20 protein-coding genes are annotated in these 25693 nt (G+C 69.8%); 15 read left to right on the top strand and 5 right to left on the bottom strand.

Features of this window, described 5'->3' with window-relative positions; genetic code table 11:
- Nucleotides 1–152: 152 nt before the first annotated feature.
- The 9 genes from AC060K_RS09525 to AC060K_RS09485 all read left to right on the top strand — a co-directional run bounded on the left by AC060K_RS09525 (nt 153) and on the right by AC060K_RS09485 (nt 13418).
- Nucleotides 153–1325, top strand: a complete 1173-nt coding sequence (locus AC060K_RS09525; protein WP_483765196.1) for a DNA adenine methylase — start codon at nt 153–155, stop codon at nt 1323–1325.
- Entirely contained in the window at nt 1322–3397 is a 2076-nt protein-coding gene (locus tag AC060K_RS09520; protein WP_483765195.1) for an ATP-binding protein, read from the top strand. The genes AC060K_RS09525 and AC060K_RS09520 overlap by 4 nt, the downstream gene beginning before the upstream one ends.
- Nucleotides 3397–4812 carry a hypothetical protein gene (locus AC060K_RS09515; protein WP_483765194.1) on the top strand — a complete coding sequence of 472 codons (1416 nt, stop codon included), beginning with the start codon at nt 3397–3399 and terminating at the stop codon, nt 4810–4812. The genes AC060K_RS09520 and AC060K_RS09515 overlap by 1 nt, the downstream gene beginning before the upstream one ends.
- Before the next feature lie 494 nt (nt 4813–5306).
- The gene (locus AC060K_RS09510) at nt 5307–6122 is read left to right on the top strand and encodes a TIGR04255 family protein (RefSeq protein WP_483765193.1); all 816 of its coding nucleotides are present in this window, start codon (nt 5307–5309) and stop codon (nt 6120–6122) included.
- Nucleotides 6112–6759 carry a hypothetical protein gene (locus tag AC060K_RS09505; RefSeq protein ID WP_483765192.1) on the top strand — a complete coding sequence of 216 codons (648 nt, stop codon included), beginning with the start codon at nt 6112–6114 and terminating at the stop codon, nt 6757–6759. The genes AC060K_RS09510 and AC060K_RS09505 overlap by 11 nt, the downstream gene beginning before the upstream one ends.
- A gap of 3 nt (nt 6760–6762) precedes the next feature.
- On the top strand, nt 6763–7482 hold the full coding sequence (locus AC060K_RS09500; RefSeq protein WP_483765191.1) for a hypothetical protein: 720 nt from the start codon (nt 6763–6765) through the stop codon (nt 7480–7482).
- A gap of 700 nt (nt 7483–8182) precedes the next feature.
- Entirely contained in the window at nt 8183–11665 is a 3483-nt protein-coding gene (locus tag AC060K_RS09495; protein ID WP_483765190.1) for an AAA family ATPase, read from the top strand.
- Between the two features lie 74 nt (nt 11666–11739).
- Nucleotides 11740–12930 carry an McrC family protein gene (locus AC060K_RS09490; protein WP_483765189.1) on the top strand — a complete coding sequence of 397 codons (1191 nt, stop codon included), beginning with the start codon at nt 11740–11742 and terminating at the stop codon, nt 12928–12930.
- A 62-nt stretch (nt 12931–12992) separates the two neighbouring features.
- Nucleotides 12993–13418, top strand: a complete 426-nt coding sequence (locus AC060K_RS09485) for a DUF4259 domain-containing protein (RefSeq protein ID WP_483765188.1) — start codon at nt 12993–12995, stop codon at nt 13416–13418.
- Between the two features lie 29 nt (nt 13419–13447).
- Here AC060K_RS09485 and AC060K_RS09480 read toward each other — a convergent pair whose 3' ends face one another.
- The 3 genes from AC060K_RS09480 to AC060K_RS09470 form a co-directional block, all read right to left on the bottom strand.
- A complete protein-coding gene (locus AC060K_RS09480; protein WP_483765187.1) occupies nt 13448–14146 on the bottom strand; it encodes a phosphotransferase in 699 nt (232 codons plus the stop codon).
- Complete coding sequence (locus AC060K_RS09475; protein ID WP_483765186.1) at nt 14083–14604, bottom strand: phosphoribosyltransferase; 522 nt, start codon at nt 14602–14604, stop codon at nt 14083–14085. The genes AC060K_RS09480 and AC060K_RS09475 overlap by 64 nt, the downstream gene beginning before the upstream one ends.
- A 94-nt stretch (nt 14605–14698) precedes the next feature.
- Nucleotides 14699–15691, bottom strand: coding sequence for an FKBP-type peptidyl-prolyl cis-trans isomerase (locus tag AC060K_RS09470; protein ID WP_483765185.1), 993 nt, complete (start codon nt 15689–15691; stop codon nt 14699–14701).
- A gap of 137 nt (nt 15692–15828) precedes the next feature.
- Between AC060K_RS09470 and AC060K_RS09465 the strand changes: the two genes are divergently transcribed.
- From AC060K_RS09465 to AC060K_RS09455, 3 genes are read left to right on the top strand one after another with little or no spacing between them, the layout of a single operon-like run.
- Complete coding sequence (locus AC060K_RS09465; protein ID WP_483765184.1) at nt 15829–16128, top strand: hypothetical protein; 300 nt, start codon at nt 15829–15831, stop codon at nt 16126–16128.
- A 4-nt stretch (nt 16129–16132) separates the two neighbouring features.
- On the top strand, nt 16133–16885 hold the full coding sequence (locus tag AC060K_RS09460) for an alpha/beta hydrolase (RefSeq protein ID WP_483765183.1): 753 nt from the start codon (nt 16133–16135) through the stop codon (nt 16883–16885).
- Nucleotides 16886–16922: 37 nt separating this feature from the next.
- Nucleotides 16923–17717: an alpha/beta fold hydrolase gene (locus AC060K_RS09455; protein ID WP_483765182.1), complete on the top strand. Its 795-nt coding sequence runs from the start codon at nt 16923–16925 to the stop codon at nt 17715–17717.
- 120 nt (nt 17718–17837) lie between these two features.
- Here AC060K_RS09455 and AC060K_RS09450 read toward each other — a convergent pair whose 3' ends face one another.
- On the bottom strand, nt 17838–19394 hold the full coding sequence (locus AC060K_RS09450; protein WP_483765181.1) for a DivIVA domain-containing protein: 1557 nt from the start codon (nt 19392–19394) through the stop codon (nt 17838–17840).
- A gap of 265 nt (nt 19395–19659) precedes the next feature.
- Between AC060K_RS09450 and AC060K_RS09445 the strand changes: the two genes are divergently transcribed.
- The 3 genes from AC060K_RS09445 to AC060K_RS09435 all read left to right on the top strand — a co-directional run bounded on the left by AC060K_RS09445 (nt 19660) and on the right by AC060K_RS09435 (nt 23417).
- Complete coding sequence (locus tag AC060K_RS09445) at nt 19660–21378, top strand: hypothetical protein (RefSeq protein ID WP_483765180.1); 1719 nt, start codon at nt 19660–19662, stop codon at nt 21376–21378.
- Entirely contained in the window at nt 21375–22388 is a 1014-nt protein-coding gene (locus tag AC060K_RS09440) for a DUF8094 domain-containing protein (RefSeq protein WP_483765179.1), read from the top strand. Before AC060K_RS09445 ends, AC060K_RS09440 begins: the two co-directional genes overlap by 4 nt.
- 84 nt (nt 22389–22472) lie before the next feature.
- Nucleotides 22473–23417 (top strand): co-chaperone YbbN, encoded by a 945-nt coding sequence (locus tag AC060K_RS09435; RefSeq protein ID WP_483765178.1) that lies wholly within the window; start codon nt 22473–22475, stop codon nt 23415–23417.
- A gap of 69 nt (nt 23418–23486) precedes the next feature.
- On the opposite strand, the gene glgB is transcribed toward AC060K_RS09435, so the two are convergent.
- Nucleotides 23487–25679, bottom strand: coding sequence for a 1,4-alpha-glucan branching protein GlgB (gene glgB, locus AC060K_RS09430; RefSeq protein WP_483765177.1), 2193 nt, complete (start codon nt 25677–25679; stop codon nt 23487–23489).
- Nucleotides 25680–25693: the final 14 nt, after the last annotated feature.

The raw sequence follows: 25693 nt of genomic DNA, 5'->3' as shown, positions 1-25693 counted from the left end.
CTCGGCGGACCTGTGGTTGACGCGGGGCGAGGTGTCACGCCCACGGAGGAACGAGGTAGCGCGACGTCATCAATGGAACCAATTCGGCGCGGGAGGGTGAGATTTGCCCACTTCGGGCGTCGGTGTCAGTCTCTACGAGTACTGTGCGGCTCATGTCACTGGGGCGTGCGATGCGGTCGCGTCAGCGAGGCGTTGGTCGCCGTCAAGGTGCGGATCGGCTGTCGGGCGCGTGGGCTGCGCGCCATAGCACAAATGATCGACTAGCATGGGCTCCTACCCGTCTGGCCTGCGCGGATACGTCTCAGGCAGACAGCCGAGACCGTATACCGGCGAAGGAGCTTATCCGAGTGACGACGGACTCAAGCGTGCCCGTTGCACAACTCACGGATGAGCCAGAGCCCCTGGATGAGGCCCCACCCGCACCTAGGTCCAGAGATGCGATGTCCCCGCTGCGGTATCCGGGTTCCAAGCGACGGATGGTGCCCGCCCTGCAGGCACTCATGAATGCGAGCAGCCCCTCTCCCTCCCTGTTTGTCGAGCCGTTCACCGGCGGTGGCTCGGTTTCCTTGCGCCTCCTGGAGCTCGGGGTCGTATCGAACGTCATCCTGGCAGACCTTGACCCCTTGATTGCGTCCTTCTGGAAGGTCGCGGCCGATGACACCGACTGGCTGATCGAGGCCATGAAAGCCGAAGAGATCAGCGTCGAGCGGTGGGACTACTGGCGGGCTGCGGAACCGGACAACGAGCGCGACTACGCCTTGAAGTGCCTGTTCCTGAACCGCACGACGTTCTCCGGCATCCTCCACGGCCGCGCCGGCCCCATCGGCGGACGGGCGCAGACGTCGAACTACAAGATCGACTGTCGGTTCAACAAGGACCAGCTCGAGCGTCAGCTGTTGTCAATCCGCAGCCTGCGCGAGTCCGGCAAGATCCTGGACGTCTGGCAGGCGAGCTGGAAGGAGACGTTGGAGAAGCTCGACACAACGGCGACTGCGTACCCGGCGAAGTCGACGTTGATCTATCTGGACCCGCCGTACTTCGAGAAGGCGGACCGGCTGTACAACCTGGCGTTCACCAAGGACGACCACCAGGAACTTGCAAAATACCTGTGCTCGGAGAAGGAGCACCGGTGGATCTTGTCGTACGACGAGGTGCCCGCGTTCGTCGCGGTCTACCGCGCCCACCGGGGTGTGCGCTGGTTCCGGCCCTTGCACACCTATACCGCCAAGGGCGGCGGGCGCACCGAGCCGCAGCCCGGCCGTGAGGTCTTGTTCACCAACCTGCCAGCGCCCAGCACCACCGCGAGCGAGGAGTCACCTTCATGACCAGCATTACCTCCCTGGTGTCGAGTTCCGCCGAGGCACGTAAGCCGCTGACGAAGCTGATCAACGACGGCGCACACGTCGTCGGGGGCATCTACCACCTCGACTACGACTCGGCCGTCGTGCTCACCGACGACTACAAGAAGTCCCAGGCCGGCGGCATCCCCCGCGGCGGGTTCCTGCTCGCTGCCGCGTGCAAGCACGTCAACGGTACCTACGTGCTGGAGGACCAGGAGGTCATCCTCCTGCGCGTGGCCGACACGACCCCGCTGCCAAACGAGTCCGAGCTGACCCAGACACGCCTGGAGGTCGTGCGGGACGCCGGGGTCAACGGTGTCGGGTTCGACGCGATCATCGGCGAGGACACCTGGACTCGCAACGCTTTGCAGCAGTCGGCGTTTAAATGCGACGTGCTGGGCACGTTCTACACCGAGTCCGACGACCTGGACGCCACGGTGAAGTTCGGCGCCGACATAGACAACGTCGTCGCCTCGGCGCAGTACCAGGTCTTCCTGCCCTCCCAGGACACGCTCTCGCGGATCGCGTCGTACCCCGACCCGGAGGACGACCGCGACCGCATCTCGATCGGCACCGTGCGTTTCGCTTCCACCCGGCGCAAGGCTCAGCTCGCCGGCACCGACCGGGCCCCGGTTCGGGTGCACGTTTCGGACTTCATCGGACGCAAGACTGCCGTGTTCGGGATGACCCGCACCGGTAAGTCGAACACGATCAAGACGCTCGTGACCGCCGTGCACCGGTACGCCTCAGAGAACAGCCAGAGCATCGGTCAGTTGATCTTCGACCCGCAGGGCGAGTACGCGAACATCAACGAGCAGGACGGTACGGGTCTGCGACTCCTCGGTGACGAGACCTCGGTGCGGATCTACAAGATGCGACCGGACCCGGACACGCCGCAGGAACGCGCCCTGCAGATCAACTTCTTCGACCTGGCCGTCTTCCAGATGGTCTGGTCCCTGGTCCAGGGCCAGATCCTCGAAGGGGTGTCCTCCAACGCTAACTACATCCAGGGATTCAAGACCGTCTCGGTCGAGGAGCCCGACCCGAGCGACTACAGCGGCATCGCCAAACTCGAGCGGTACAAGCTCTTTGTTTACGGCCTGCTCCACCAGGCCGCGGTCGACGGTCCCATCACCGACAGCCGCAAGGGCTGGCGGGGACTGGTAGTGACGCTCAACAACGAGGCGGCGACCATGGCACGAAGCGCTGTGCGAGGTCTGGGCGAGGGGCCCAAGTCGTGGCAGGTCCGCGTCCCGGACTCGAAGGTCGCCTCAGACCTGCTCGACTGGATCGTCGAGAACCTCGGGCAGGACCACCCGTCGAAGAAGGACAAGGAGACCGGTCGGCCGGAGAAGCTGCTCCAGAAGTGGGTGGACGACGTCCAGTTCGCAGATCTTCTGAAGGGTCGCACCGGCGGCACCGGCGTGATCGCGGCTGTAAAGGCTGTCCGGGAGTTCCACAGCCCGCTGGCCAGCGGTGACATCATCGAGCAGGTCTGGGACGACATGAGCCTCGGTCGCCTGTCGATCGTCGACCTGTCGTCGGGATCGGACCGCGTCGCCAAACTCATGTCCGAGCGGATCGTGCTTGCGGTGCTCGAGCGTGCCGGAGGCCGGTTCCGTGACGGCAAGGACCCTGTTCGCATGCAGGTGATCGTCGAGGAAGCGCACAACCTATTCGAGCGCAGCGCGGGAAAGAACGTCGCCGACGACCCGTGGGTCCGCCTGTCCAAGGAAGCTGCGAAGTACAAGATGGGCCTGATCTATGCGACCCAGGAGGTCTCCTCGGTCGACAAGCGCATCCTGTCGAACACGTCGAACTGGCTCATCGCGCACCTGAACTCCGACATCGAGACAAAGGAGCTGTCGCACTACTACGACTTCGGCACGTTCGCCCGGCAGCTGACCAAGGTCGAGGATGTCGGCTTCGTGCGCCTGAAGACCTACTCCAGCCCGTACATCGTGCCGGTCCAGGTCGCCAAGTTCGACCACTCGATGGTCAACGAGGCGCGGGTCGCGGCTGGGCTGCCTGAGCACGTCTTCGACGAGGAGGCCTGATGCCGTTCGCTGGCGAGCGCGCCTCACGCATCGGTCACATCCCCACCGTCAATAACGAGAAGGTCGCCCAGGCCCTCGAACGGTGGGAAGTCACCGTCGCCCCACCTCCGTCGGAGGTCATCGACCCGCTCGTGACCTCGCTGGACGACCTCCCCCTGGTCGCGCCGATCGACAACGTGCTGTTCTCCATCACAGTCGATGGCTCGGACACCGAGGTTGTCGCGACCCGGGAGTACCCGTCGGTCAAGGTCGGCTACCTGCGGGTCGCTGGGTCCATGGTCAACCTCGAGGAGTACCGGTCCCTGAGCACCGAACGGTTCGTCGACCCCGCACGGCTGCGCAACGCGTACAACTCCTACGCGTTCGACGCGGCCCTGCCCGGCGCCCGACTGATCAAGCCGGGGATGACCGGGGTCGACACTTGGCGCTCGGAGGTCGACGCGTTCCTGCAGACGACCCGGTTCGACGACGAGGACTCACGTACCATCGCCGATGCGCTGCTCCAGATGATCGCCGGAGCGGGCCAGCCGGTCCGTCCCGTGCGGCTGGGTGTCTGCCCGGCGCCCGACTGCGAGGCTTCCACGAAGAAGGGCGACGAGCTGCTCGTCACTAAGGCGGGCGGCACCTGCCCGCGCTGCCAGACCCGGCTCTACCTCGCCGACGTGCTGCGCACCCACGACGAGTACAAGCCCGAAGGGTCGAACACGACCCCGCTGACACGGCTGATGAACATGGCCGAACGGCTCATGACGCTGTGCTATATGGACCACTTCTTCACCAAGGGGCGGTTCGACGTGCTGGAGCAGACACTCTTCGTCACTGACGGCCCCCTGGCGATCCACGGCACCACCGCCCCGCTGTCCAGGAGCCTGATCGACTACCACGCAGGCGTCGCGCAGGCCGCGGCCGAGAAGGGCAAGGCCGGCCCGTTCCTGGTCGGGATCGAGAAGTCAGGCGCGTTCGTCGAGCACGCGGCGATGATCGCCGACGCGCTGCCCGCCCGGTCGGTCATGCGGCTCACCAACCAGTACATCAACCGGATCCAGGGCCTTCCCGAGTCCCATCAGTACGGCACCGACGAGTTCTACGGCCGCCGCTTCGTCTACAAGACCGCCACTGGCAGCACCCTGGTCATCACTGTGCCGCCAGCACCAGACGTCAAGCCCTACGAGGCCAAGGGCGCGGCCGAGTCGTTCGAGGCGTACCCGACCCTGCGGATTGTTTGCGAGGTCCTCGACGGACTGCGAACGCGCATGTACGAGAACGCTGTGATGCCGTTGGCGCTGGCGCACTCGACTGCGTCACTGCCGCTCGGCGTGGGGCATTCGGTCCTGCAGATGATGACCCAGGAACGTCTAAAGCTGCCGCACCGGACCATCCGGTCCGAGCCTGTGTTCACGGTGCCGCGACGCTGACCCGGAGAGGCCAATGGGCCAAACTCCTCAAGGCGCGCGAGGCCACCTACCCGGCCAGGCGACCAGGATCAGGCTGGATCTTCCCGCTTTCAGGATGCGTCGCTACTCGCAGAGGACTCCCGGGCATGCTCCGGACTGCCCTTGAGGCGTTCCGGGCTGGCCAAGTCGGCCCCGGCACCCAGGATGTGCAAGCTCGCCGGTTCGTTGTCACGGTTGACTCGCAACCACGCCTGCACCGGCACGGGGACGACGCGACGCGTTAGCCAGGGACGCGTCCTTGGAGGTGCCTTGCACGACACTTGCTGCTGCAATGCCCCGCCAGGCGAACGCTCGACCGGGAGACGACCTCTGGCATGGCCCTGTCGTGTGAGAACGCGTGCACAGCCCCGCAGGGCGCGGTTTGCCATCGCATGCACCGGCCCGTCGCTCCGACCGCCCACCGGCCACGGGCCTCAAGTATTTACTTTGGTTGTTGTTTCGGTATCGTGGAGGGTGTGACGGAGACTACGAAGTACCGGAACCCCCCCCTGATGCTCGTCATCCTCCAGGTTTCGCATCCGGTCGCACCACCCCTTAGCCGTGGTGAAGAGGCTGGGCTCAAGGCGGCGCTGGTGAAGGTCCTGCCACTGACCTTCAAGGAGGCCATCAACCGCGTCGAGGTCGTTGGGGTTGTCGGCGTTGGAGAGCCAACGTCCCAGGTGCGCTCAGACCCGATCCTGCGCTTCACTACCCGCGACAAGCGCACTGGTGTCACGTTCGGACCCAGTTCGATAACTCTAGAGACCACAAAGTATGACACTTGGGAGGGGCTTCGGGCCTTGGCCGAAGTTGTGCTGGCTGCCCGCATGGACATCTCGCCGGTCGACGGTGTCGAGCGGATCGGTCTCAGGTACATCGATGAAGTCCGGGTGCCTGACGCTGTGCCGGACTGGTCGAGGTGGGTAGAGCCGAAGTTGGCACCCCCGATGTTGGAAGGCCTGGGAGGGAGGCTCCGAGCACAGCAGCAGCAGGCGACAATCCAGTATGCGACCGAGGACCCAGAAGTCCTGGTCACGCATCGCTACGGTGCCCTCGTCGGCCCGACCTCGGTCCGCGAGTCAGCCTTAGCCAGGCCTGACGTCCCTTCGCCCGGGCCGTTCTTTCTAGTGGACAGCGACGCCGCGTGGAGCCCTAATGCTGGCGCGGAGGTTCCGGCACTCGAACCGGGTACGGTACTCACCAAGGCTGACACGCTTCACAATCACGTCAAGCAGTTGTTCGAGGCATCGCTCACTGAACGTCTACGCAGGGAGGTGCTCAATGCAGAGTGACACGAATCTGATCGGTGACGTTCAGACTGGTGCCGTCGCAACGTTCTCGGGCGTTCGAATCCGCCGGACTGAGAGCGCCGCTGTTTTGGCGGAGGTTACGCAACTCCACAGGACCGTTCGCGATCTCGGCCCTCGCGCTGCTGGCCTCCGCAGAGACACGCTCCTGCGTGTCTGGGAGGAGCGCCAGCATACGGAGGCTGCTCGAGATGGACGTTCCCTACTTGAGGAGCTTGGCAACCAGGGACTTGCTTGGCGGGACGTCGCGCGGCTCGTAGGTGTTAGCGTGCCAGCGGTGCAGAAGTGGCGTCGGGGGGAGGGTATCACCGGCGCGAACCGGTTGAAGTTGGCTGGCATCGTCGCGCTGCTTAAGTACCTGCAGGACAACATGATCAGCGAACCGGTTTCGTGGCTTGAAGTTCCTTTGAGGGAAGGTGTGGCCGTCTCCGCCATGGACCTCCTGATCGCCCGGCGCTACGACCTGGTCCTCGAACTCGGCAACGACGAGCATGCGTCCGTAGAGACCACCACTCAAGTCCTCGATGAGTTCGATCCGGATTGGCATACGACCCGAGTAGACGACCAGTTCGAGGTCTTCATTGCTGACGACGGCATCCCATCCATCCGTGTAAGGGCGTGACGGTTGACTGTCGAGCACAAGTTGGAGGGTCCAGAGGACGCGGACGACCTCTTCCAGGCCCGCGGCGACGAGGTCGGCGTCCTCGTTCATCGACCGCTCTTCACGGGCGACGTTCTGCGCCTCACAGGCGACCGTATGGTCGCGTTGGTGCAGCATCCCTGCTCGATGCGGCGTGGACCTGAGCTTGTTTCCAGACTGCTAGCCGCCGAGGTCAAGTCTTGGACCGCCGGCGTGCCCTCAGACTGGACCAAGCACCCGCGCCGCATGTTCCTACCGAACCTCGATGGGCAAGGGAACTGGACCATCGAGTTCGACGAAATCGAACTCGTCGAGTCTGACGAAGCTAGGTCTGCCACGCGCGAGGCAATTCTCTCTCAGCCAGGCGTCAACATCCTGGTCCAGCGCTGGACCTTCCATCTAACTCGCGTGGTGGTTCCCACATCTCGTATCAATCAGATGATCTCAGGGCAGTTCGATGAGGCAGACTTGCTCGGCGACGCTGTTATCGAACTCGTTGAGCGCGGAATGGACGCAGCGCTGGCTCATGCGAAGGTGGAGGCCTGGCTGGACGAGGGGCGGCGAGGAGAGAAGCGACGGGACCTTCTGCATGATCCGCAACACCGCAGCACCATTCGAAGGGCTATTCGGGCGCAAGTGTCCGGTTGGATCGAGCTCGTTGGTACCCCCTCAGCTGAGAACCGCGATGCTGTCCAGCCCAACTAGGAGGTTGCGGATCCCAGCAACTGGTATCACGGATTCGCGCGACGCAGGCATTTACCCCACACCGCGCCTCAGCAGGGACGCGCGCTACCCAACCTGGAGTGCCCGCAGAGCTGAGGCGCAAGAACTGCCACCATTCCTGCGTCCTTGCGGCCAACCGAATAGCGGTTGGGATGAGGCGGCAATGGCCGCTGAGGGATAACATTATCCTGCTAGTTCAGGCCGGCGGTGGCTTGTCGGGCCGTACTCAAACACGAGTGGCACGCAGAGGGCACGGTGCCAGGCGTCCACCCTAGAATCCGCAGGATTCCGTCCCTCCCGCCCCCTCCGGGCAAGTACTGGGACTTCTAGTTCTCGTCGGAGGCTTGTAGCCCGTAAGGGCTGGTGAGGGGCCCGGAACCGCGGAATTCTGCGGTTCCGGGCCTCTTTGCGTGCCTCCGTGTCGGGTTCGTCGGGATCGTCATAGTCACATCCTGCAGGCGGAGCGCCCGCCAGCCTCGCTACCGCGGTTGCTACGGAGGCGTGCGAGGTGCTCCGAGCGGTGAGCCTGCAGCCATCGGAGTCCTCGCCTGCGCGGCGTCCCCCGGTTACCGTGACGGTGATGCCTGCGGCCGCCTCTCGCGACTGAGCCCGTTCCCGCGAGCCAAGGACGCAGTGGCGACGGCCGTCGGCCACCGCATTGACATGACGAGGATGGGTAGCGATGACCAGCTGGCGTGACCTTGTGCTCACCGAGATCCGGCGCCGTTGGCATCCGGGTGAGGTGTTCACCCGTGGTGAGTGGCTGCGCGTGAGCATGCCGGCCTTCGAGCGGGCATTTCCGGAGAACCGTACGCTGGCGGAGTCTGCACAGAGGGTCCTTCAGAACCTGCGCGACGAGGGGCTCGTGGAGTTTCTGGGCAATGGCGCCTACCGCCTGCCGGTAGCCCGTTCGGGTTCTGCTCACCCAGCCGCTGACGCCGAGGGCGTTCGCCGCGGCCTGCTCACCCGTACCGCCTTGAAGGTGGTGGCAGAGGGGAACGCGCCGCTCCAGTCGAGCACCGTCCTGGCCGGGATCCGGGAGCGGCTCCAGCTCACCGATCAAGAGCTGAGCACCAATGCGAGCGGCCAGGAGAGATGGCGAACAGCGGCAAGCACGGCATTGTCCCGTGCCACGTCCGCGGGCTGGCTCGCTCGGGACGACAGTGGCGCGTACTCGCTCACCGACCGTGGCGCGGAAGCGCTTGAGGAACTCTCCGGCGACGACCTCTGGCTCGAGATCTCCCGCCGGTACACCGCCACCAGGCGCGAAGGGGTGTCGCAGTCGGTCGGCTGGGACCCCTTCCTGCTCTGGGCCCAGGAACTCGTGCAGTCCGTGGACCTTGACGCGGAGGAGCGCGACTACAAGCTCAAGGCTGCGGACAAGTGGGCGGCTGCCGGGGAGGCGTGTGCGACCGGAGCGCCGGACTGGGGCGAGCGCCTCAAGCAGGCGAGCGGCGCGGGGAACCTTGTCGACGCGTTCGCCCAGACCTGGTTGCGCAACCGGATCGTCGACCATCCGGACGAGGTGCGCGGGGCCTTCGGGGACCTGTACACGGCAGGGACCGTTCAGGCCGTGGAGGCGTTCGGCGAGCGGTTGGGCAGCTGGGGCGAGTACGTCAGCCCAGGCGACCGAACGGTGTTCGCGTCGTGCATGTTGCTTGGAACCAACCCGTCGTCGTTCGTTCCGTATCGCCCAGCCCTCGGCAAGACGTGGGCGGAACGCGTCGGAGAACCCGCAGGGAGCACCCCACGCGAGCGCTACGCTGCACTGCTCTCGCTCTGCGACGGGCTGCTCGAACGATGGCACGACCAGGAACCTGCCTTGCGCGACAGGCTCGATGCGCAAGGCCTCGCGTGGCTCGTCATGAAGTGGACCCCGCCGGACAGCTGGTCACCGATGAAGCGCGCGGAGCTTCGGCACTGGCGCGACGGTCGAGAGGGCGAGGTGCGCGTCGACCGTGGCAAGGGCACCTGCCCCACCATGGAGGCGGCAGCATGGGAAGTGCTCGGCGCAGGCCTGCGTGGCGAGACCTCGGCCGTCGTCAGCGGCGTGCGTAGCTGGTCCGTCGAGACGGCGCGCGACCTCGCTGCGCGGCTGCGCAGCGGTCCGAGCGGCCAGGGGTTTGCCGAGCGCCTGAGCCACCAGCTCGAGGGGGCGTCCGACGGCGTCCTGTGCCTGGCCGCCGAGCTCCTCTACATCCGCGACGCGCCGGTGCACGACATGAAGGGCGCGACCAAGGCCGACCGCATAGACGGCGTCCTCACCGCCATGTCGGGGGCGCCGTCGCTGCCGGACGCATTGCGCGCGGGGTTGGACGACGGGCGCGCCTTCGTGGGCGGCCAGGGCTATCACGCCCGCGCCCCCGAGCATCTGCAGTGGCTGTGCCGGTTCGTGCTCCACTGGCTCGACCAGCCCACGGACGTTGCCAACAGGGCCTTGCGGGACCCGTTCGCCTTCCGCGAGGTGACGACGAGCGTCCCCGAGGACTCGCCGTCGATCCGCTACGACCTTGAATACCTGGCATGGCCCGGCGTCTTCCCATCGATCGTCAGCGCCGCTCATCGCCGCAAGATCCGTGACTCTCTCATCTCCGACATCGGTGCGCCGAGTGGTGACGATGATAAGCACGTGACGCGCGACCTGGTCGCACTCCGCGCCCTGCACGAGCGCAAGAAGGGGGGCGCTGTCTCCTGGTACGAGCCGCCCTTCGTGAACCGCTGGCGGTCCGGTCCCTGGTCCGGTCCGCGTGCCTGGTTGGTGCGCTCCGACGTTCCCGACGACGTCGCACGATGGCTGGAGACGGGGTGCGTCACCCTCCGTGATGAAGCCAGGCTCACGCTCGAGCCGGGGTTGACCCTGGCCGAGGTCTCGACCCTGGTCGCGGGCGGCTATGCGCACCTTCCGCCGTCGCAGCGCGACGAGATGGCAGCCGCCCTCCACACGTTCCGCGAGAGGATGCAGGAGGGCGACCTGGTCGTAGCCTTGGCCGAGCAGCGACTCATCACCGGGACACTGGCGGACGCCCCGCCGCAGGCTGCGCAGTCGCCTCTCTTGACCCGTCCAGTGCTGTGGGCGGAATCGCGGACGCCGCTCGACGCGCTCCCCACAAAGCTCAGCGCCGCCCTGGAACAGGAGGGCCATGTCGTCGACCTGACAGCGGTGTTCGAACTGCTGGTAGATATGGCTGACGACGACGCAGCAGCCGATATCCACCACGCAGGAGAGGCGCCTCAAGAGACCGAGCTCGCGATGCTACCGGCCGTTTCCCAGACACTGGCCGACGAGTTGTTCATGCCGGTGGCGCCGCTCCAGGAACTGGTCGACCTGCTCAACCAGCGGCGGCAGGTCGTCATCTACGGGCCACCCGGGACGGGCAAGACGTTCGTCGCCAAGAAGCTCGCGGAGCGGCTGGCCGGCGCGCAGGACCCGAGCAGGGTCAGGCTGGTTCAGTTCCACCCTTCATACGCGTACGAGGACTTCTTCGAGGGGTTCCGGCCGGTAGAGAAGGACGGCCAAGCGCACTTCGCCCTGCAGGACGGGCCGCTCAAGCTGATGGCAGCTGAGGCCGCGAAGGCAGAGAACCGCGAGAAGCCCTACGTGCTCATCATCGACGAGCTCAACCGCGCGAACCTCGCCAAGGTGTTCGGCGAGCTGTACTTCCTGCTCGAGTACCGGGAAGAGACTGTCCGGCTCCAGTACCAGCCGGACAAGCCCTTCAGCATCCCGGACAACTTGCTGATCATCGGCACGATGAACACGGCGGATCGTTCGATCGCGCTCGTCGACGCGGCCATACGGCGCCGGTTTCCGTTCTACGAGATGCACCCGCAACGGGAACCCGTGAAGGGGGTCCTCGCCGAGTTCGTCCGGCGCCGGCAGCTGGCCGACGACCGGGTTGAGCTGCTCGACGAGCTCAACGCGGCGATAGGCCACCGAGGACATGACCTGCATATCGGGCCGTCATACCTCATGCGGGAGGGCCTCGACCAACCCGGCGCGCTCGACCTGGTGTGGCGGTACGACATCCTGCCGCTGCTCCATGAGCACTTCTACGGCACCAAGTCGCCGGGCGTCGTCGATCAGGAGTTTGGGCTGTCGTCATTGCGCGCGAGGATCGAGCGGCGCGTCACCGCGAGCGAGGACTCAGCAGAGCCGGAGCGCTGATGGAATTTCGACACGTCACCATCGACGAGCTCGACTCTGAGGGTCGAGAGCTCGTGCTGACAGCGGAGCAGGCGATGCTGCTCCACGAGTCGAAGCTGGTCGACGTCCGCGCGCTCGGCGGCGACCGACACTGGCTGATGCCGAACGGCCGAGTCGGAGCGGTGCGGTTTGACGACCTCCAGGTGGACGTGACGCCGAACCACAAGCTCGACGTCACGCACCTGATGTTCCTACTGGGCTACGCGAAGGACCCCGGCTTCCGCCCGGACGCCGTGGTAGGCGAGGCGCACGCAGACCTGTGGCCGGCCATGGCCCAGTCCCTCGCCGCGTCGGTGGAGCGCGCGCTGAGGATGGGCCTCCTGCAGGGGTACACCTCCGAACAGGAGGCCCTTCTCACAGTGCGCGGGCGCATCGCTTTCAACGAGCAGATCCGTCGCCGACCGGGCAACACCGTGCCCATCGAGGTGCGGTACGACGACTTCAGCCAGGACATCGCCGAGAACCAGATCCTGCTGGCGGCTGTCCATCTCATGCTTGGCGTGCCACGGCTGGACGACGAGGTCCGACGGCGCCTGCTGCACCTCGCCGCACGATTCGCGGGCGTGAAGCGGCTCATCTTGGGAACACCCACACCGCGATGGGAGCCCACTCGCCTCAACGACCGGTACCACGGCGCGCTGGGCTTGGCCGAGGTGCTGCTGCGCCACAGCTCGACGCGAACAAGCGCCACCGGCGTCACGATGTCGGCCTTCGTCGTCGTGATGTGGAAGGTGTTCGAGGATTTCGTCGCCACCGCACTCACCGAGGCTCTCGCCCAGCACCCCGGTTACTCGGCACGGCAACTGCCCGTCTACCTCACCGGCGCTGGCGCGTGGAACGAGGGCAGGACGGGGCGGGGCCCGGAGGACGCGCACGGCGACGTCCTCATGAACGTCGACGTCGTGCACGTCGACGGGCACGGGATACCGGACGTGGTGTTCGACGCGAAGTACAAGCTCGCATCAAGCACGGGCCGGTACGCCAACGCCGACCACTATCAGATGCTCGCCTACTGCACCGCGCTCGAAGTTCCCGCCGCCTGGCTCATCTACGCAGGCGGTGGTGGGGATGTCCGGCGAAGAATCAAGAACGTCGGCGTGGAGATCGTCGCTGCGCCGCTCAACCTGCGACAGCCGCCTGAAGCCGTACTTGCGCGGGTCCGTCAGGTCGCAACGCAGGCACTCCAGTTTATCGAGCCGAAAGGTGTTGGGGCGGCTCGCCAGTGAGGCGGTTCTCCCCGGACAGATCCTCAAGACCGTGTCAGTGACCACGTGTACCGTCCGGAACCATGAGCGCATGGGCTACTGGACTCTTTGAGAATGACGCGGCGCTGGACGCGCTGGGCGAGGTTGTGGACGGCGAGTTCTCGTTCGACGACCTCGCCGACGAGCTGGGCGAGTCGTACATCGACGGCGACGCCGGCGCGGCGGTGCTCGCGCTCCTCGAGCTTGCGCTCGTCGGTCGCGGGCTTCGGGAGATGCCGGTCACGGAGGGCATGACGGTCGAGCTGATCCGCCAGACGGTCTCCGACGACAAGGCGGCGTGGCTCCTCGCCCAGGTCCCGCGTGTGGCTGCACCCGAGTCAGAGGTGTACGAGCTCTGGCACGAGACAGGACCTGCGACGTTCGGCGAATGGATGGGACATGTCAACGCCGCCGTTGCCGACCTGCGTCCGCTGATCGGCTCCGGGACGGGCCGTCCTGACCCGGCCTGAGCGAGGCTGACGCGCCGCAGCGACCGACCTCAGGCCGCCCGGACGTCGTCGAGCACGGCGGCGATGCGCTCCTGGCACGCCACGGCGAACTCGCGCCAGCGGTCCCAGTAGTACGGCACGGCGATCACGGCCTGCACGAGCGTCCAGCCGTGACCCCGCTCCCAGGCGGCGTCGGCGTCGTCCACCACGCCGGGCCCCGACCGGGGGAGCGCCGCCTCGCGGAACGCCGCCCGGGCCGCCGTCTGGTCGGGGCGACCGAACTGGGTCCAGGCCGGGATCAGGTCCGCGGCCGGGTCCCCGACGCCCATGGCGCCCCAGTCGATGACGGCCGAGAACGCCCCGCCAGTCGTCAGCAGGTTCCCCGGCAGCAGGTCGCCGTGGATCCACGCGAGGGTGACCGACGGCGGCGCGGACAGCGCCCGCTCCCAGGCGGCGGTCACCTGTCGGGCGTCGGCCCGGGTTCCGTCCGCCGGACGTCGTCGGCGGAGACGGCGACCTCGTTGTTGTGCATCGTGCTCGTCACGCCTCAACCTTTTCAGGTTCGAGAACGTCATCAGGTGATGCTTCGGGGCGGGAGGCGATACCCCATGACGTTCTCGAACCGGACCGCGGAGCCCGCGGAGCCCATGCAGCCCGGCACCGGCCGGCGCCCGGAGCCGAGCACCTACGCGTCGATCGACCGCGCACCGGTCACGGGCGGCTCCGCCGACCAGGGGAACGTGATCCACAGGTCGGTGTCGCGCCACGAGAAGTCGGGCTGGATGATCGTCCGCGGCTTGGTGTAGAGCACGGCAGAGCGGGCGTCGGCGCCGTGCTTCGCCAGCATGTCCATGACGAGCGCGAGCGTGCGACCCGAGTCGGCGACGTCGTCGACCACGAGCACCTTCGCGCCAGGGAGCTCGGAGGTGTCCATGAGCGGCGGCAGCACGCGGGGGTCGTCCAGCGTCTGGCCGATGTCCGTGTAGAACTCGATGTTCAGCGTGCCCACGCCCTTGGTGCCCAGCGCGTACGCCATGGCGCCGCCGGGGACCAGGCCGCCGCGCGCCACGGCGACGACCACGTCGGGGACGAAGCCGCTCGACACGACCTGCACGGCCAGCTCGCGGACAGCGACGGGGAAGGTCTCCCAGGTGAGGACCTCCCGCAGGGGAGGAGCGTCGGGCGCCGGTGCCTCGGGTGAAGTCATGGCACGACGATACGGCGACGGCGGGCCCCCGGGACCGGGAACCCGCCGTCGATAGGCCTCTGAGCAGGGGCGATGTGTCAGGACGTGCCGAAGGTCACGCGCCGCCGGTGGCGTCGAGGATGTCGACCACGAAGACGAGCGGGGAGTTCGGCGGGATGGCGCCGCTCTCCTGGTCGCCGTACGCGAGCTCGGCGGGGATGACCAGCAGCACCTGGCTGCCGACCTTCTGACCGGCGAGGCCCTGGGTCCAGCCGGCGATGACCTGGTTCAGCGGGAACGAGGTGGACGTGCCGCGGCTCCACGAGGAGTCGAACGACGTGCCGTCGAGGAGGCAGCCCGAGTACTGCACGGTGAGGGTCTGCGTCTCGGTCACCTCGGGGCCGGTGCCCTCGATGAGGGGCTGCACCACGAGCTCCGAGGGAGCCTCGTAGCCCTCGGGGATGGTGACGGTCGGCATGCCGTCGTCGGCGAGCTCGACGGTGGGCAGGCCCTCCTCGGGCTCCACCGGCTCGCCCTCGGCGCGCTGCGGCACGTCCTTGGCGTCGACGACCTCGATGACGCTCACGTAGATGGCGCCGTCCTGGCCCGGGCTGGCCAGCAGGATGCGCGCGCCGACCTTCTGGCCCACGAGCGGGTCGTTGAGCAGCTGGTACGACGCGTCACCCAGCGTGAACGATTCCGGCTCCTGGCCCTCGGTCCACTGCGACCCGACGACCGAGCCGTCGGCGCCGGACTTCATGACGTAGCGGATCGACACCTGCTGGCCCTCGGCCAGCTCGACGCCCGTGCCCTCGTTGAGGGGGCGGACCGTCGGCGCGGTGACCGTGAGCGGCGCGGTGAACTCGAACGCGGGCTCGGCGCCCGGCTCACCGGTGACCTGGATGGCCTCGAGGGCGGCGATGTCCTCGGGGGTCGGCGACGGGGTGGTGGCCGCGGACTCGTCGGCGGCAGGGGCCACCTCCGGGGCGCACACGGCGGGACCGGACGAGGCCTCGGCGTCGGGCGCGTCGTCGCTCGCACAACCGGCGAGGGCGAGGGCAGAGCCGAGGGCGAGGGCCGCCAGGCCTGCAGTGGTGCGGTGCTTCACGGGAAAGTCCTTCGGTCGGGGCGCAGTGCGCGGACCGCCACACTCTAGCGGCAGGTCATGAGAGGCACTCCCAGGCTTTCACAGGTTTGCCTGACGACGCACCGCGGCCGCCCAGGCGCGTGCGGGAGAATGGGCCCATGCCGCCGAAGCGCCCCTCCAAGCGCCGGCCCTACGGGGCCGAGCACCGACCGCTCGACGTCGACCGCGCCACAGGAGGGCGCCGCAGCGAGTCCGCCGCGGACGGCGAGTGGGTGGTCCAGGCGATCCGCTCCTCCGACAAGCCGTACGTCTGCCCGGCCTGCCGGCAGACCATCCCGCCGGGCACCGCCCACGTCGTCGCCTGGCAGTCGGACGCGATCGGCGGGCCCGACGTCGGGCTCGACTACCGGCGGCACTGGCACAGCTCGTGCTGGCAGCGCCGTTCCCGCCTTCGCTGAGAAGATGGAACCGATGACTGCCGAGACCGCCCACCAGATCCGTTCCCTCACCGTGCTCCCCGCCCGGCGGGAGGACATCGAGCTGCACACGGCCGACGGGCTGACCCTCGTGGGCGAGCTCGCCCTGCCCGCGGACGCCGACCCCGCAGCGACGCTGCTCACGTTCCATCCGCTGCCGACGCACGGCGGCTTCATGGACTCCCACGTCTACCGCAAGGCCGCGTGGCGCCTGCCGGCGCTCGCAGACCTCGCGGTGCTGCGCTTCAACACCCGGGGCACCTCGTCCCCCCGGGGCACGAGCGAGGGAGCCTTCGACGAGGGCCGGGGCGAGCGGTACGACGTCGCGGCCGCGATCGAGCTCGCCGAGTTCCGCGGGCTGCCGCGACCCTGGCTCGTGGGCTGGTCGTTCGGCACGGAGCTCGTCCTCATGCACGGCGCCGACCCGGCCGTCGAGGGCGCCATCCTGCTGTCGCCGCCGCTGCACCGCGCCACGGACGAGGACCTCGACCGGTGGGCCGCGACCGGCAAGCCGCTCGTCGTCCTCGTGCCCGAGCACGACGACTACCTGCAGCCCGACGAGGCGCGGCGCCGGTTCGCGCGCGTCCCGCAGGCCGAGATCATCGGCGTCGACGGCGCCAAGCACCTGTGGGTGGGGGAGCCGGCCGTGCGCCGGGTCCTCGACGAGATCGTCGGGCACGTCCTGCCCGGCCACCCGCTTCCTCTGCCGACCCACTGGGACGGACCGCTCGACGGCTGAGCAGCCCGCCCCGCCCACCCAACCCTGGAGGACGACGATGACGACTCCCCACCTCGCGACCTACACGCTGCGGGAGGGCGGCGGCCTGCCGCTCGTGCTGCTCCACGCCTACCCGCTCGACCACCGCATGTGGACCGAGTGCGCGCAGGCGCTGCCCCCAGGGATCCGGGTGCTCGCCGTCGACCTGCCGGGCCAGGGTCACAGCGACCTGGCAGGCCGGGCCCCGACCATCGAGGCCGCCGCCGACGCGGTCCACGCCACGCTCACCGCGCAGGGGGAGGGCCACGCGGTCGTGGTCGGCATCTCGCTGGGCGGCTATGTCGCGCTGGCGCTCGCGGAGCGACACCCGGCGAGCGTCCGCGGGCTCGGCCTGGTGGACACGCGATCGACCGCCGACACGGACGAGGCCCGGGAGAACAGGCTGCGGATCGCCGCCGAGGCGGAGTCGACCCAGTCGATCGACGCCGTCCTCGGAATGCCCGCGAAGCTGCTGGGGGAGACGTCGCTGAAGGACCGGCGCCGCCTGTTCCCCGTCCTGGAGGCCTGGATCCGGGCCCAGTCCCCGGCGGGCATCGCCTGGGCCCAGCGGGCGATGGCCGCGCGGCCGGACCGCACCGAGGTGCTGCGCGGCTTCACGCACCCCGTCGCGGTGGTGGTGGGCGCGGAGGACGGCATCACCCCTGTGCCCGACGCCGAGCACATGGCGCAGGCGGCTCCGGACTCTGCCCTGAGCCTGGTCCCGGAGGCCGGCCACCTCAGCGCGGTCGAGGACCCGCAGGCCGTCGCCGACGCACTCGCCCTGCTGCACGGCCGGGCCGCGGGCCGGCACTGACCCGCTCCCGGCACTGACCCGCTCCCGGCACTGACCCGCTCTCCGCGTGCGGGTATGGCTACGGCGTGAATTCCTTTCGGAGTTCACGCCGTAGCCATACCCACAGCGAGAGAGGCGGGGTCAGCGGGAGGCGGGCGCCTCCTCGACGACGCCGTCCTCGCTCTCGGCCTTCGCCGTGTCGGCGGCGTCTGCGGACTCGCCCGCCTCAGCCACGTCGGCGTCCTCGTCGTCGGCCAGCTGGCCCGCCTTCACGGCCGGGATGACGATCGTGGCAGTGCCCACCGGAACCGGCGCCGGGTTGACCGGCGGGATGGCGACCGGCTTGGGGGCGTCGGAGTCGTCGTGCGCCGGCTCGGCCTGCGAACCCTCGCCCACGACCGCGAACCGGGCCTGCTGGGCGGGCGTGAGCGACGACGTGCTCGCCGGCGCCGCGGCCGCAGCGGGCTTGGCGCCCTCGGCTGCCGGGGTGCCGAGCAGGCCGCGCAGCTCGTCCAGGTAGGAGTTGATCGAGTCGTGCTGGCGCGTGAGGTCCTCCAGCTGGCGGGACGCCGCGCTCCGCTGCATCTCGGCCTCGGCGCGCGCGTCCGCGATCGTCTGGTCGGCGAACTCCCGGGCCTCGGCGACGATGCGGTCGGCGGTGCGACGGGCGTCGGCCACGAGGTCCTTGACGTACTGGTCGGACTCCGCGCGGACCTTCTCCGACTGCTCCAGGGCGACGGCCACGCGCTTCTCGGCCTCCGCGGCGTGCTCCTCCGCCGCGCGGACGAGGCGCTCCGTCTCGGCGCGGGCCGTCTCGTGCCGCTCCGCGAGCTCGTTCTCGACGGCCTCCCGGCGCGTCGCGACCTCGAGGTCGGCCTCGGCCAGCGCCGCACGGGCCTGCTCGCGCAGCTGCTCGAGCTCGGTCGTGACGGCGTTCGCGGCCTCGGCCGCCTGGCGGCGCGCCTCGGCGACCTGCTGCTCGACGTCCCGGCGCGTGCGCTCGCGGAGCTCGGCGGTCTCCCGCTCGGCGGCCTCGCGCTGGGCGGCGGTCTCCGCGGCGACCTGGGCGCGCAGCTGGGCGGCCTCGCGCTCCGTGGTGACACGCAGCTCGGTGGTCTCGCGCTCGACGGTGGCGCGGAGCGTGCCCAGCTCGCGCTCCAGGCTCGCCCGGCGCTCGCTCTCCTCGGTCGCCAGACCGCTCGTGATCAGGGCCGCCTCGCGCTCGGCGGACCCGACGAGCTCCTCGGCGCGACGCTGAGCGGCGAGAAGGTGCCCCTCCGCCTCGGCGGTGGTGGTGGTGCGGATCTCCTCGGCCTCGCGGCGCGCGCTCGACAGCAGCTCGGCGACCTCGGACTCGGCTCGCGAGCGGACCTGCCCGGCGGAGAGCTTGGCACGGGCCATCACGTCGGCGGCCTGCTGGTTGGCCTGCGCAAGGATGTCGGCCGACTGCTCCTCGGCGGAACGGAGCAGCTGCTCGATGCGTGAACCGAGACCCGAGTACGACGGCCGGTCGTTCTCGCGGATCATCCGCTTGGCGTCGGTGAGGTCCTGCTGGAGCTGGGCAACCCGTCCGTCGGCGGCCTCGACCTGGCGGCGGGCCTCCTCCAGGGCGTGGTTCAGGCGAGCCATGTGGCTGTCGACCTGCTCGCGGTCGTAGCCGCGCATGGCTGTCGGGAAGAGCGAGCCCTGGTCGGACACGTTGCAGACCTCCGCTGTCGGGACCGATTTGTCTCCCGGGTCAAGGTTTTCCCGGGCACCCGGAAAGGGCGATTGTCCGGCGCCCAGGATACGTTGCAACCACTCACCTGGATACTCGCGGACCAATCTCTCACCCCTGACCGTAAGGGCGGTTGATGCACCTGGGATGTGAGAGATTCGTGTTGATCCTCGCCAGACGGCCCACGTGGACAGGAGGTACGGGCGCGTCCCTATGCTGGAACGTCCACGTCGAAGGGAATGCTCGGTGGTTCAACGCATACTTGCGACCCTCCTCATCGTGCTCGGCATCGCCGGCATCGGTCTGGGGGTCGCGTCGGCGACGGTGTGGCGAGGGGACGACACCGTCGTCGCCCAGGCCGTGCCTACCGGCGGGTCCGCGCTCGTCGTCACCGACCCGGGGGTCCTCGACCTGGTCGACGGCGACGTGTCGGTGCGCGCGACGGTGCCCGACGGCCAAAAGGTCACGCTCGCGATCGGCCGTGAGGTCGACGTGCTCGGCTGGGTGGGAGAAGACCCGTACGACCGGGTGACCGGTCTGTCCGACTGGGAGACGCTGTCGGTGACGCCCGGCGGGACGCCGGCGGAGGAGCCCGCGGCGACCGACCCGTCCGCCTCCGCCGACCCCTCCGCGCCCGCTGACGCCTCCGCCCCGGCGGCCGATCCCTCGGCCGCCGCGTCCGACGGAGCCTCCGCACCCGCCGCGGAGGGCGAGCCCACGGGTACCGGGGCCGCCGAGGCACCGTCCACGCTGGTGGGCCCCGAGCCCGCGGGCAACGACATGTGGATCGCGGAGGCCTCGGGCGAGTCCGCCGTGACGCTCCGCTGGAGCGACCAGCCCGGCCGGTGGGTGCTCCTCGCGGCAGGCGTCGGTGACGGCGTGACGCCGCCGACGATCGAGCTCACGTGGCCGCGCGTGGCACCGACCCCCTATCTCTGGCCCGGTGTGCTCGGCGGCGCGTTCCTCGTGCTGCTGGGACTTGTGGTGCTGCTCGGTGCCCGTCGGGTGAAGCGGCGCGTCGCCGCCTCGCGGCCCGGTCGCGCCGTGAGCTCCGTGGCGTCGGCCGCCCGGTCCCAGGTCTCTCGCGGGTCAGGCACGTCGCGGCGCGGCGACCGGGACACGGGTCCGCAGGACCCGCCGTCGGCGGCTGTGCCGCCGGCTGGTCCGGGTGCCGAGCAGGCCGACGGCGGGGCCCCCGGCGAGCGTCAGAACCCGTTCGTCGCGGCGCCGTTCGCCGCCGACCCGGTGCCCGCAGCCGGTGCCGCCGCTCCTGGCCAGGACGACCACGGCAATCCCTGGGGCGCCGCACCGCAGCCCGACCCGACGTCCCAGGGCGCTCTCCGACGGTTCCGCTCCGAGGCGCCCGCGACCGCGCAGGCGGGTCCCGCAGGCGACCCGTACGCCGGTGCGCAGGGTCTCGGGCCGGCGGCCTCCGCCCCGGATCACGGGGCCTCTCAGGGACACCAGCCGGGGGTTCCCCCGGCCCCCGTCGCACCGGCGGAGGAGCCGCTGCTGCCGGGAGCACCGGCGACCGGTCTGCGCCGCAGCCGGCGCCGGCTGACCGGAGCAGGTGCCGCCCCGGTGGCGCCGCAGGCCGCGCCGCCGGGTCCGGCACCTGCCGCCGAGCCGTCCGGGGCGGCCGGTGCGGCCCCGTTCGGTGGCCCGGTCGCCGGGCAGCCGGTGCAGGGCGCCCCCGTCCCGGGATCGCCTGCGACGCACGCGGCCGCCCCGGGCGGGTACGACGCCCCGGGCGGTGAGGCGCCGTCGGGCAGGACGCTCACCCGACGTGAGCTCCGCCTGCGCGAGCAGGCCGAGCGCCGCGCGGCCACCGGCGCGATGCCCGCGGTCCCCGAGGCGCAGGACACGCCGGAACCGCAGGAAGCGCCGCAGGAGCAGCCGTCGAGCCGCGCCTCGGCGTGGCGGCAGACGTGGGGATTCTCGGGCGACGAAGGAGGCGAGCGATGACGCGCACGATGCGGAAGAGGGCCCTGACCGGGGCTGCGACGGTCCTGATGGCGGGAGTGCTCGCCGGCTGTGCCGCGGAGCTGCCCGTCCCCCAGCCGGACCCTGCGGCGACCGGCCCGGCCATGTCGGTCGAGCAGGAGGCCGAGGTGGTCACGTCGGTCAGCACGGTCCTCGAGCGGGCCAGCGCGGAGAACAACCCGGGCGTGCTGGCCGAGCGGCTCGCGGGCCCGGCCCTCACCGCCCGGACGAGCCAGCTCACGGTGGCGGCGGCGATCGGCGACGCGAAGTTCGTCACACCGCTGCCCTCCCAGATGGTGCAGATCGTGGTTCCCACCACCGAGACGTGGCCGCGCACCACCTACGGCGTGAGCAAGCAGGAGGGCACCCAGGCCCCTGCGCTCATGGTCATGGAGCAGGCCACCGCGCGGGACCCGTACAAGCTGTGGGCCTGGGTGCGGCTCATCCCGGGCACCACGCTGCCGCAGTTCGCCCCGCCGGACATCGGCAGCGACGCGCTGGCCGCCGACGACGCGAGCCTGCTGATGACGCCGGCGGACGCGGTGTCGCAGTACGCCGACGTGCTCACCACGGGTGACACGTCCGCGTTCGCCCCCACCTTCGCCCAGGACCCGTTCCGGAAGTTCGTCGTGGACAACGTGGCCGCCCAGGTGAACGCCGACAAGTTCGCGGAGGCGGGCGGCAAGTACACGTTCACCTTCGCCCCGCGGGGTGACGCCCCGGTGCACGCCGTCCGCACCCTCGACGGCGGGGCCGTGGTGATCGGTGTGCTCGACGCGACCGCCCTCGTCACGGTGGAGGGCGAGGGCCAGGCGCACCCCACGGACGCGTTCGCCTCGCAGAAGGTGCACTTCGGGTCCCAGCCGGTGACCAACACGCTGCGCACCACGTACCTCGACACGGTGGCGCTCTACGTGCCGCCGGCGGGGTCCACGGAGCAGGTCTCGCTCCTGGGCTACGAGCAGGTCGTGGTCGGCGCCAGCAACCAGTGACCCACACGAGGCCCGCCCGGACGACACGCTCCCGTGTCGCCCGGGCGGGCCTCCGCCGTACCCGGGACTTCGTAGGATGAGCCCATGAGCAACCCGACCCCGCAGCCGAGCTTCACCGCCCGTGGCGCCGTCGACCTGTCAGCGCTGACCCGCCCGCAGGCCCCGCCGCCCGGAGAGCCGGGCGGCGCCCCCGTCGCCGGGGGATACGTGGTCGACGTCACGGACGCGAACTTCGAGCAGGTGGTCCGCGACTCGACGCAGTACCCCGTCGTCGTGGTCCTGTGGATCCCCACCGACCAGGCCAACGCCGAGCTCGCCACCACGCTCGGCACCTTGGCGGACGAGTACGCCGGCCGGTTCCTGCTCGGCCGCCTCGACGCCGAGAAGTACCCGCAGATCGCCGCCGCCTTCCAGGTGCAGGGCGTCCCCACGGTCGTCGCGGTGATCCAGGGCCAGCCCCTCCCGCTGTTCGCGGGGAACGCACCGGCCGAGCAGGTGCGTGGCGTGATCGACCAGGTGCTGGGCGCCGCCGAGCAGAACGGCGTGACGGGCCGCGCGCCCGCACAGGGCGGGGAGGCCCCCGCGGACGAGCCTGCCGAGGAGCAGGAGGCACCGCTCCCGCCGCTGCACCAGGAGGCGTACGACGCGATCGAGCGCGACGACCTGGAGTCGGCCGTCGCCGCCTACGAGAAGGCGCTCAAGCAGGACCCGCGCGACTCCATGGCGTCCGCCGGGCTCGCCCAGGTGCACCTGCTCCAGCGCACCCGCGGTGCCGACCTGGCGGCGGTCCGTGCGGCCGCGGCCCAGGCGCCGGACGACGTCGACGCGCAGCTGGCGGTCGCCGACCTGGACCTCCTGGGCGGCAAGGTCGAGGACGCCCTGGGCCGCCTGCTCGACCTGCTGCCCGGCGCCTCGGCCGACGACAAGGAGAAGCTGCGCGTCCGCCTGCTCGAGTTCTTCGAGGTGGCCGGGCCCACCGACCCGCGCGTGACGAAGGCCCGCCAGCGCCTGGCGATCAGCCTGTACTGAGCGGGAGGCCTGGCGCGCCACGGGCCGGGGCAGGGCGTACGGACGCCCCACCCCGGCCCGGCCTCGGTGTCAGGCGGTCTCCGGCACCAGGATCAGCGCCCCGAGCGGTGGGACGCGGAGCGTCACGGACCGGCCCCGGCCCTTGTACGGCACGTCCTGTGCCTCGACCCGCCCGAGGTTGCCGACCCCGGAGCCCCCGTAGTCCGCGGCGTCCGTGTTGAGAGCCTCGATCCACCCCCCGGTACCGCCCGGAGCGTCGGGCAGGGCCACGCGGTACCCCTCGTGCGGCACGCCGGCGAAGTTCACGACGACCACCACGGGGTCGCCCGAGCGGGACCGGCGCACGTAGGCCAGCACGTCGTGGTCGGCGTCGTCGGCGTCGAGCCACTCGAAGCCCGCCGGGTCGAAGTCGACCTCCCAGAGCGCGGGCGTACGGCGGTAGAGGGCGTTCAGGTCGCGCACGAGACGCTGCACGCCCGAGTGGCCCCCGTCGGCGAGCAGGTGCCAGCGCAGCCCCTCGCCCTCCGACCACTCCGTGTCCTGCGCGAACTCGCAGCCCATGAACAGCAGCTGCTTGCCCGGGTGGGTCCACTGGTAGGCCAGGAACGAGCGCACACCCGCGAGCTGCTTCCAGCGGTCGCCCGGCATCTTGCCGAGCAGCGAACCCTTGCCGTGCACCACCTCGTCGTGGCTGATGGGCAGCACGAACTGCTCCGAGAACGCGTAGACGAGCGAGAACGTCACCTCGTGGTGGTGGTACCGGCGGTACATGGGGTCCTCCGCCAGGTACCGGAGGGTGTCGTTCATCCAGCCCATGTTCCACTTCAGCCCGAAGCCGAGGCCCCCGCCCGACGTGGGACGCGTGACGCCGGGGAACGCCGTCGACTCCTCGGCGATCATCATGACGCCCGGCGTGCGGCGGTACGCCGTGGCGTTGGCCTCCTGGAGGAAGGCGATCGCCTCGAGGTTCTCGCGCCCCCCGTGCACGTTGGGGTGCCACTCGCCGGGCCCTCGCGAGTAGTCGAGGTAGAGCATCGACGCCACCGCGTCGACGCGCAGCGCGTCCGCGTGGAACTCCTCGAACCAGTACGTGGCGTTCGCGACGAGGAAGTTGCGCACCTCGCGACGACCGAAGTCGAAGACGTACGTGCCCCAGTCCGGCTGCTCGCCGCGCTTCGGGTCCGCGTGCTCGTACAGCGGCGTCCCGTCGAACCGGGCGAGCGCGAACTCGTCGCGGGGGAAGTGGGCCGGGACCCAGTCGACGATGACGCCGACCCCCGCCTGGTGGAGCCGGTCCACGAGGAGCCGGAAGTCGTCGGGGTGGCCGAACCGCGACGTCGGCGCGTAGTAGCTCGTCACCTGGTAGCCCCAGGAGCCGCCGAACGGGTGCTCGGCCACGGGGAGGAACTCCACGTGGGTGAAGCCCTGCTCCACCACGTAGGCGGTGAGCTGGTCGGCCAGCTCCCGGTACGACAGGCCCGGTCGCCAGGAACCCAGGTGCACCTCGTACACGCTCATGGGCCCGCTGTGCGGGTCGCCCGACGCCCGGGCGGCGAGCCATTCGCCGTCGCCCCACGCGTAACGGGACTCGACGACGACGCTCGCCGTCGCCGGAGGGATCTCCGTGCCCTTGGCGAGCGGGTCCGCCTTGGCGCGCCAGACGCCGTCGGCGCCCAGGATCTCGAACTTGTACCGGCTGCCCGGGCCCACGCCCGGCACGAACAGCTCCCACACGCCCGACGACCCCAGCGACCGCATGGGGTGCACCGGACCCCAGTGGTTGTGGTCGCCGATGACGCGGACCCCGCGGGCGTTCGGCGCCCACACCGCGAACGACGTACCGGTCACCTCGCCCAGCACGCTCGGGTACCGCCGCGGGTTGGCGCCCAGGACGCGCCACAGCTCCTCGTGCCGGCCCTCGGCCACCAGGTGCAGGTCGACCTCGCCCAGCGTGGGCAGGAAGCGGTACGGGTCGTCGGACGTGCTCTCGACCTCGCCGTAGCGCGCTCGGACGCGATAGTCCGGGGCACGCTCGCCGTCGGCCGGCACGAGCGCGGCCCAGACGCCGGCGCCCAGGTGCTCCGCGGGGTGGTCGCCGTCGGGCGTCACCACCACCACCTCGTCGGCGAGCGGGCGCAGCGTCCGCACGGCGGCCCACGGGCCGTCCAGCAGGTGCGGGCCCAGCACCGAGTGGGGATCGGAGTGGTGACCCTGGGCAACCGCAGTCAGGGCCTCGAGGTCGACATGGGGCAGGTCAGCCATGGGATCACCTTTCC

This window comes from Antribacter sp. NEAU-D49, from assembly GCF_057158775.1.
Note: the sequence above shows the minus strand (reverse complement) of the source record. Positions and strands in the feature narration are given on the sequence as shown.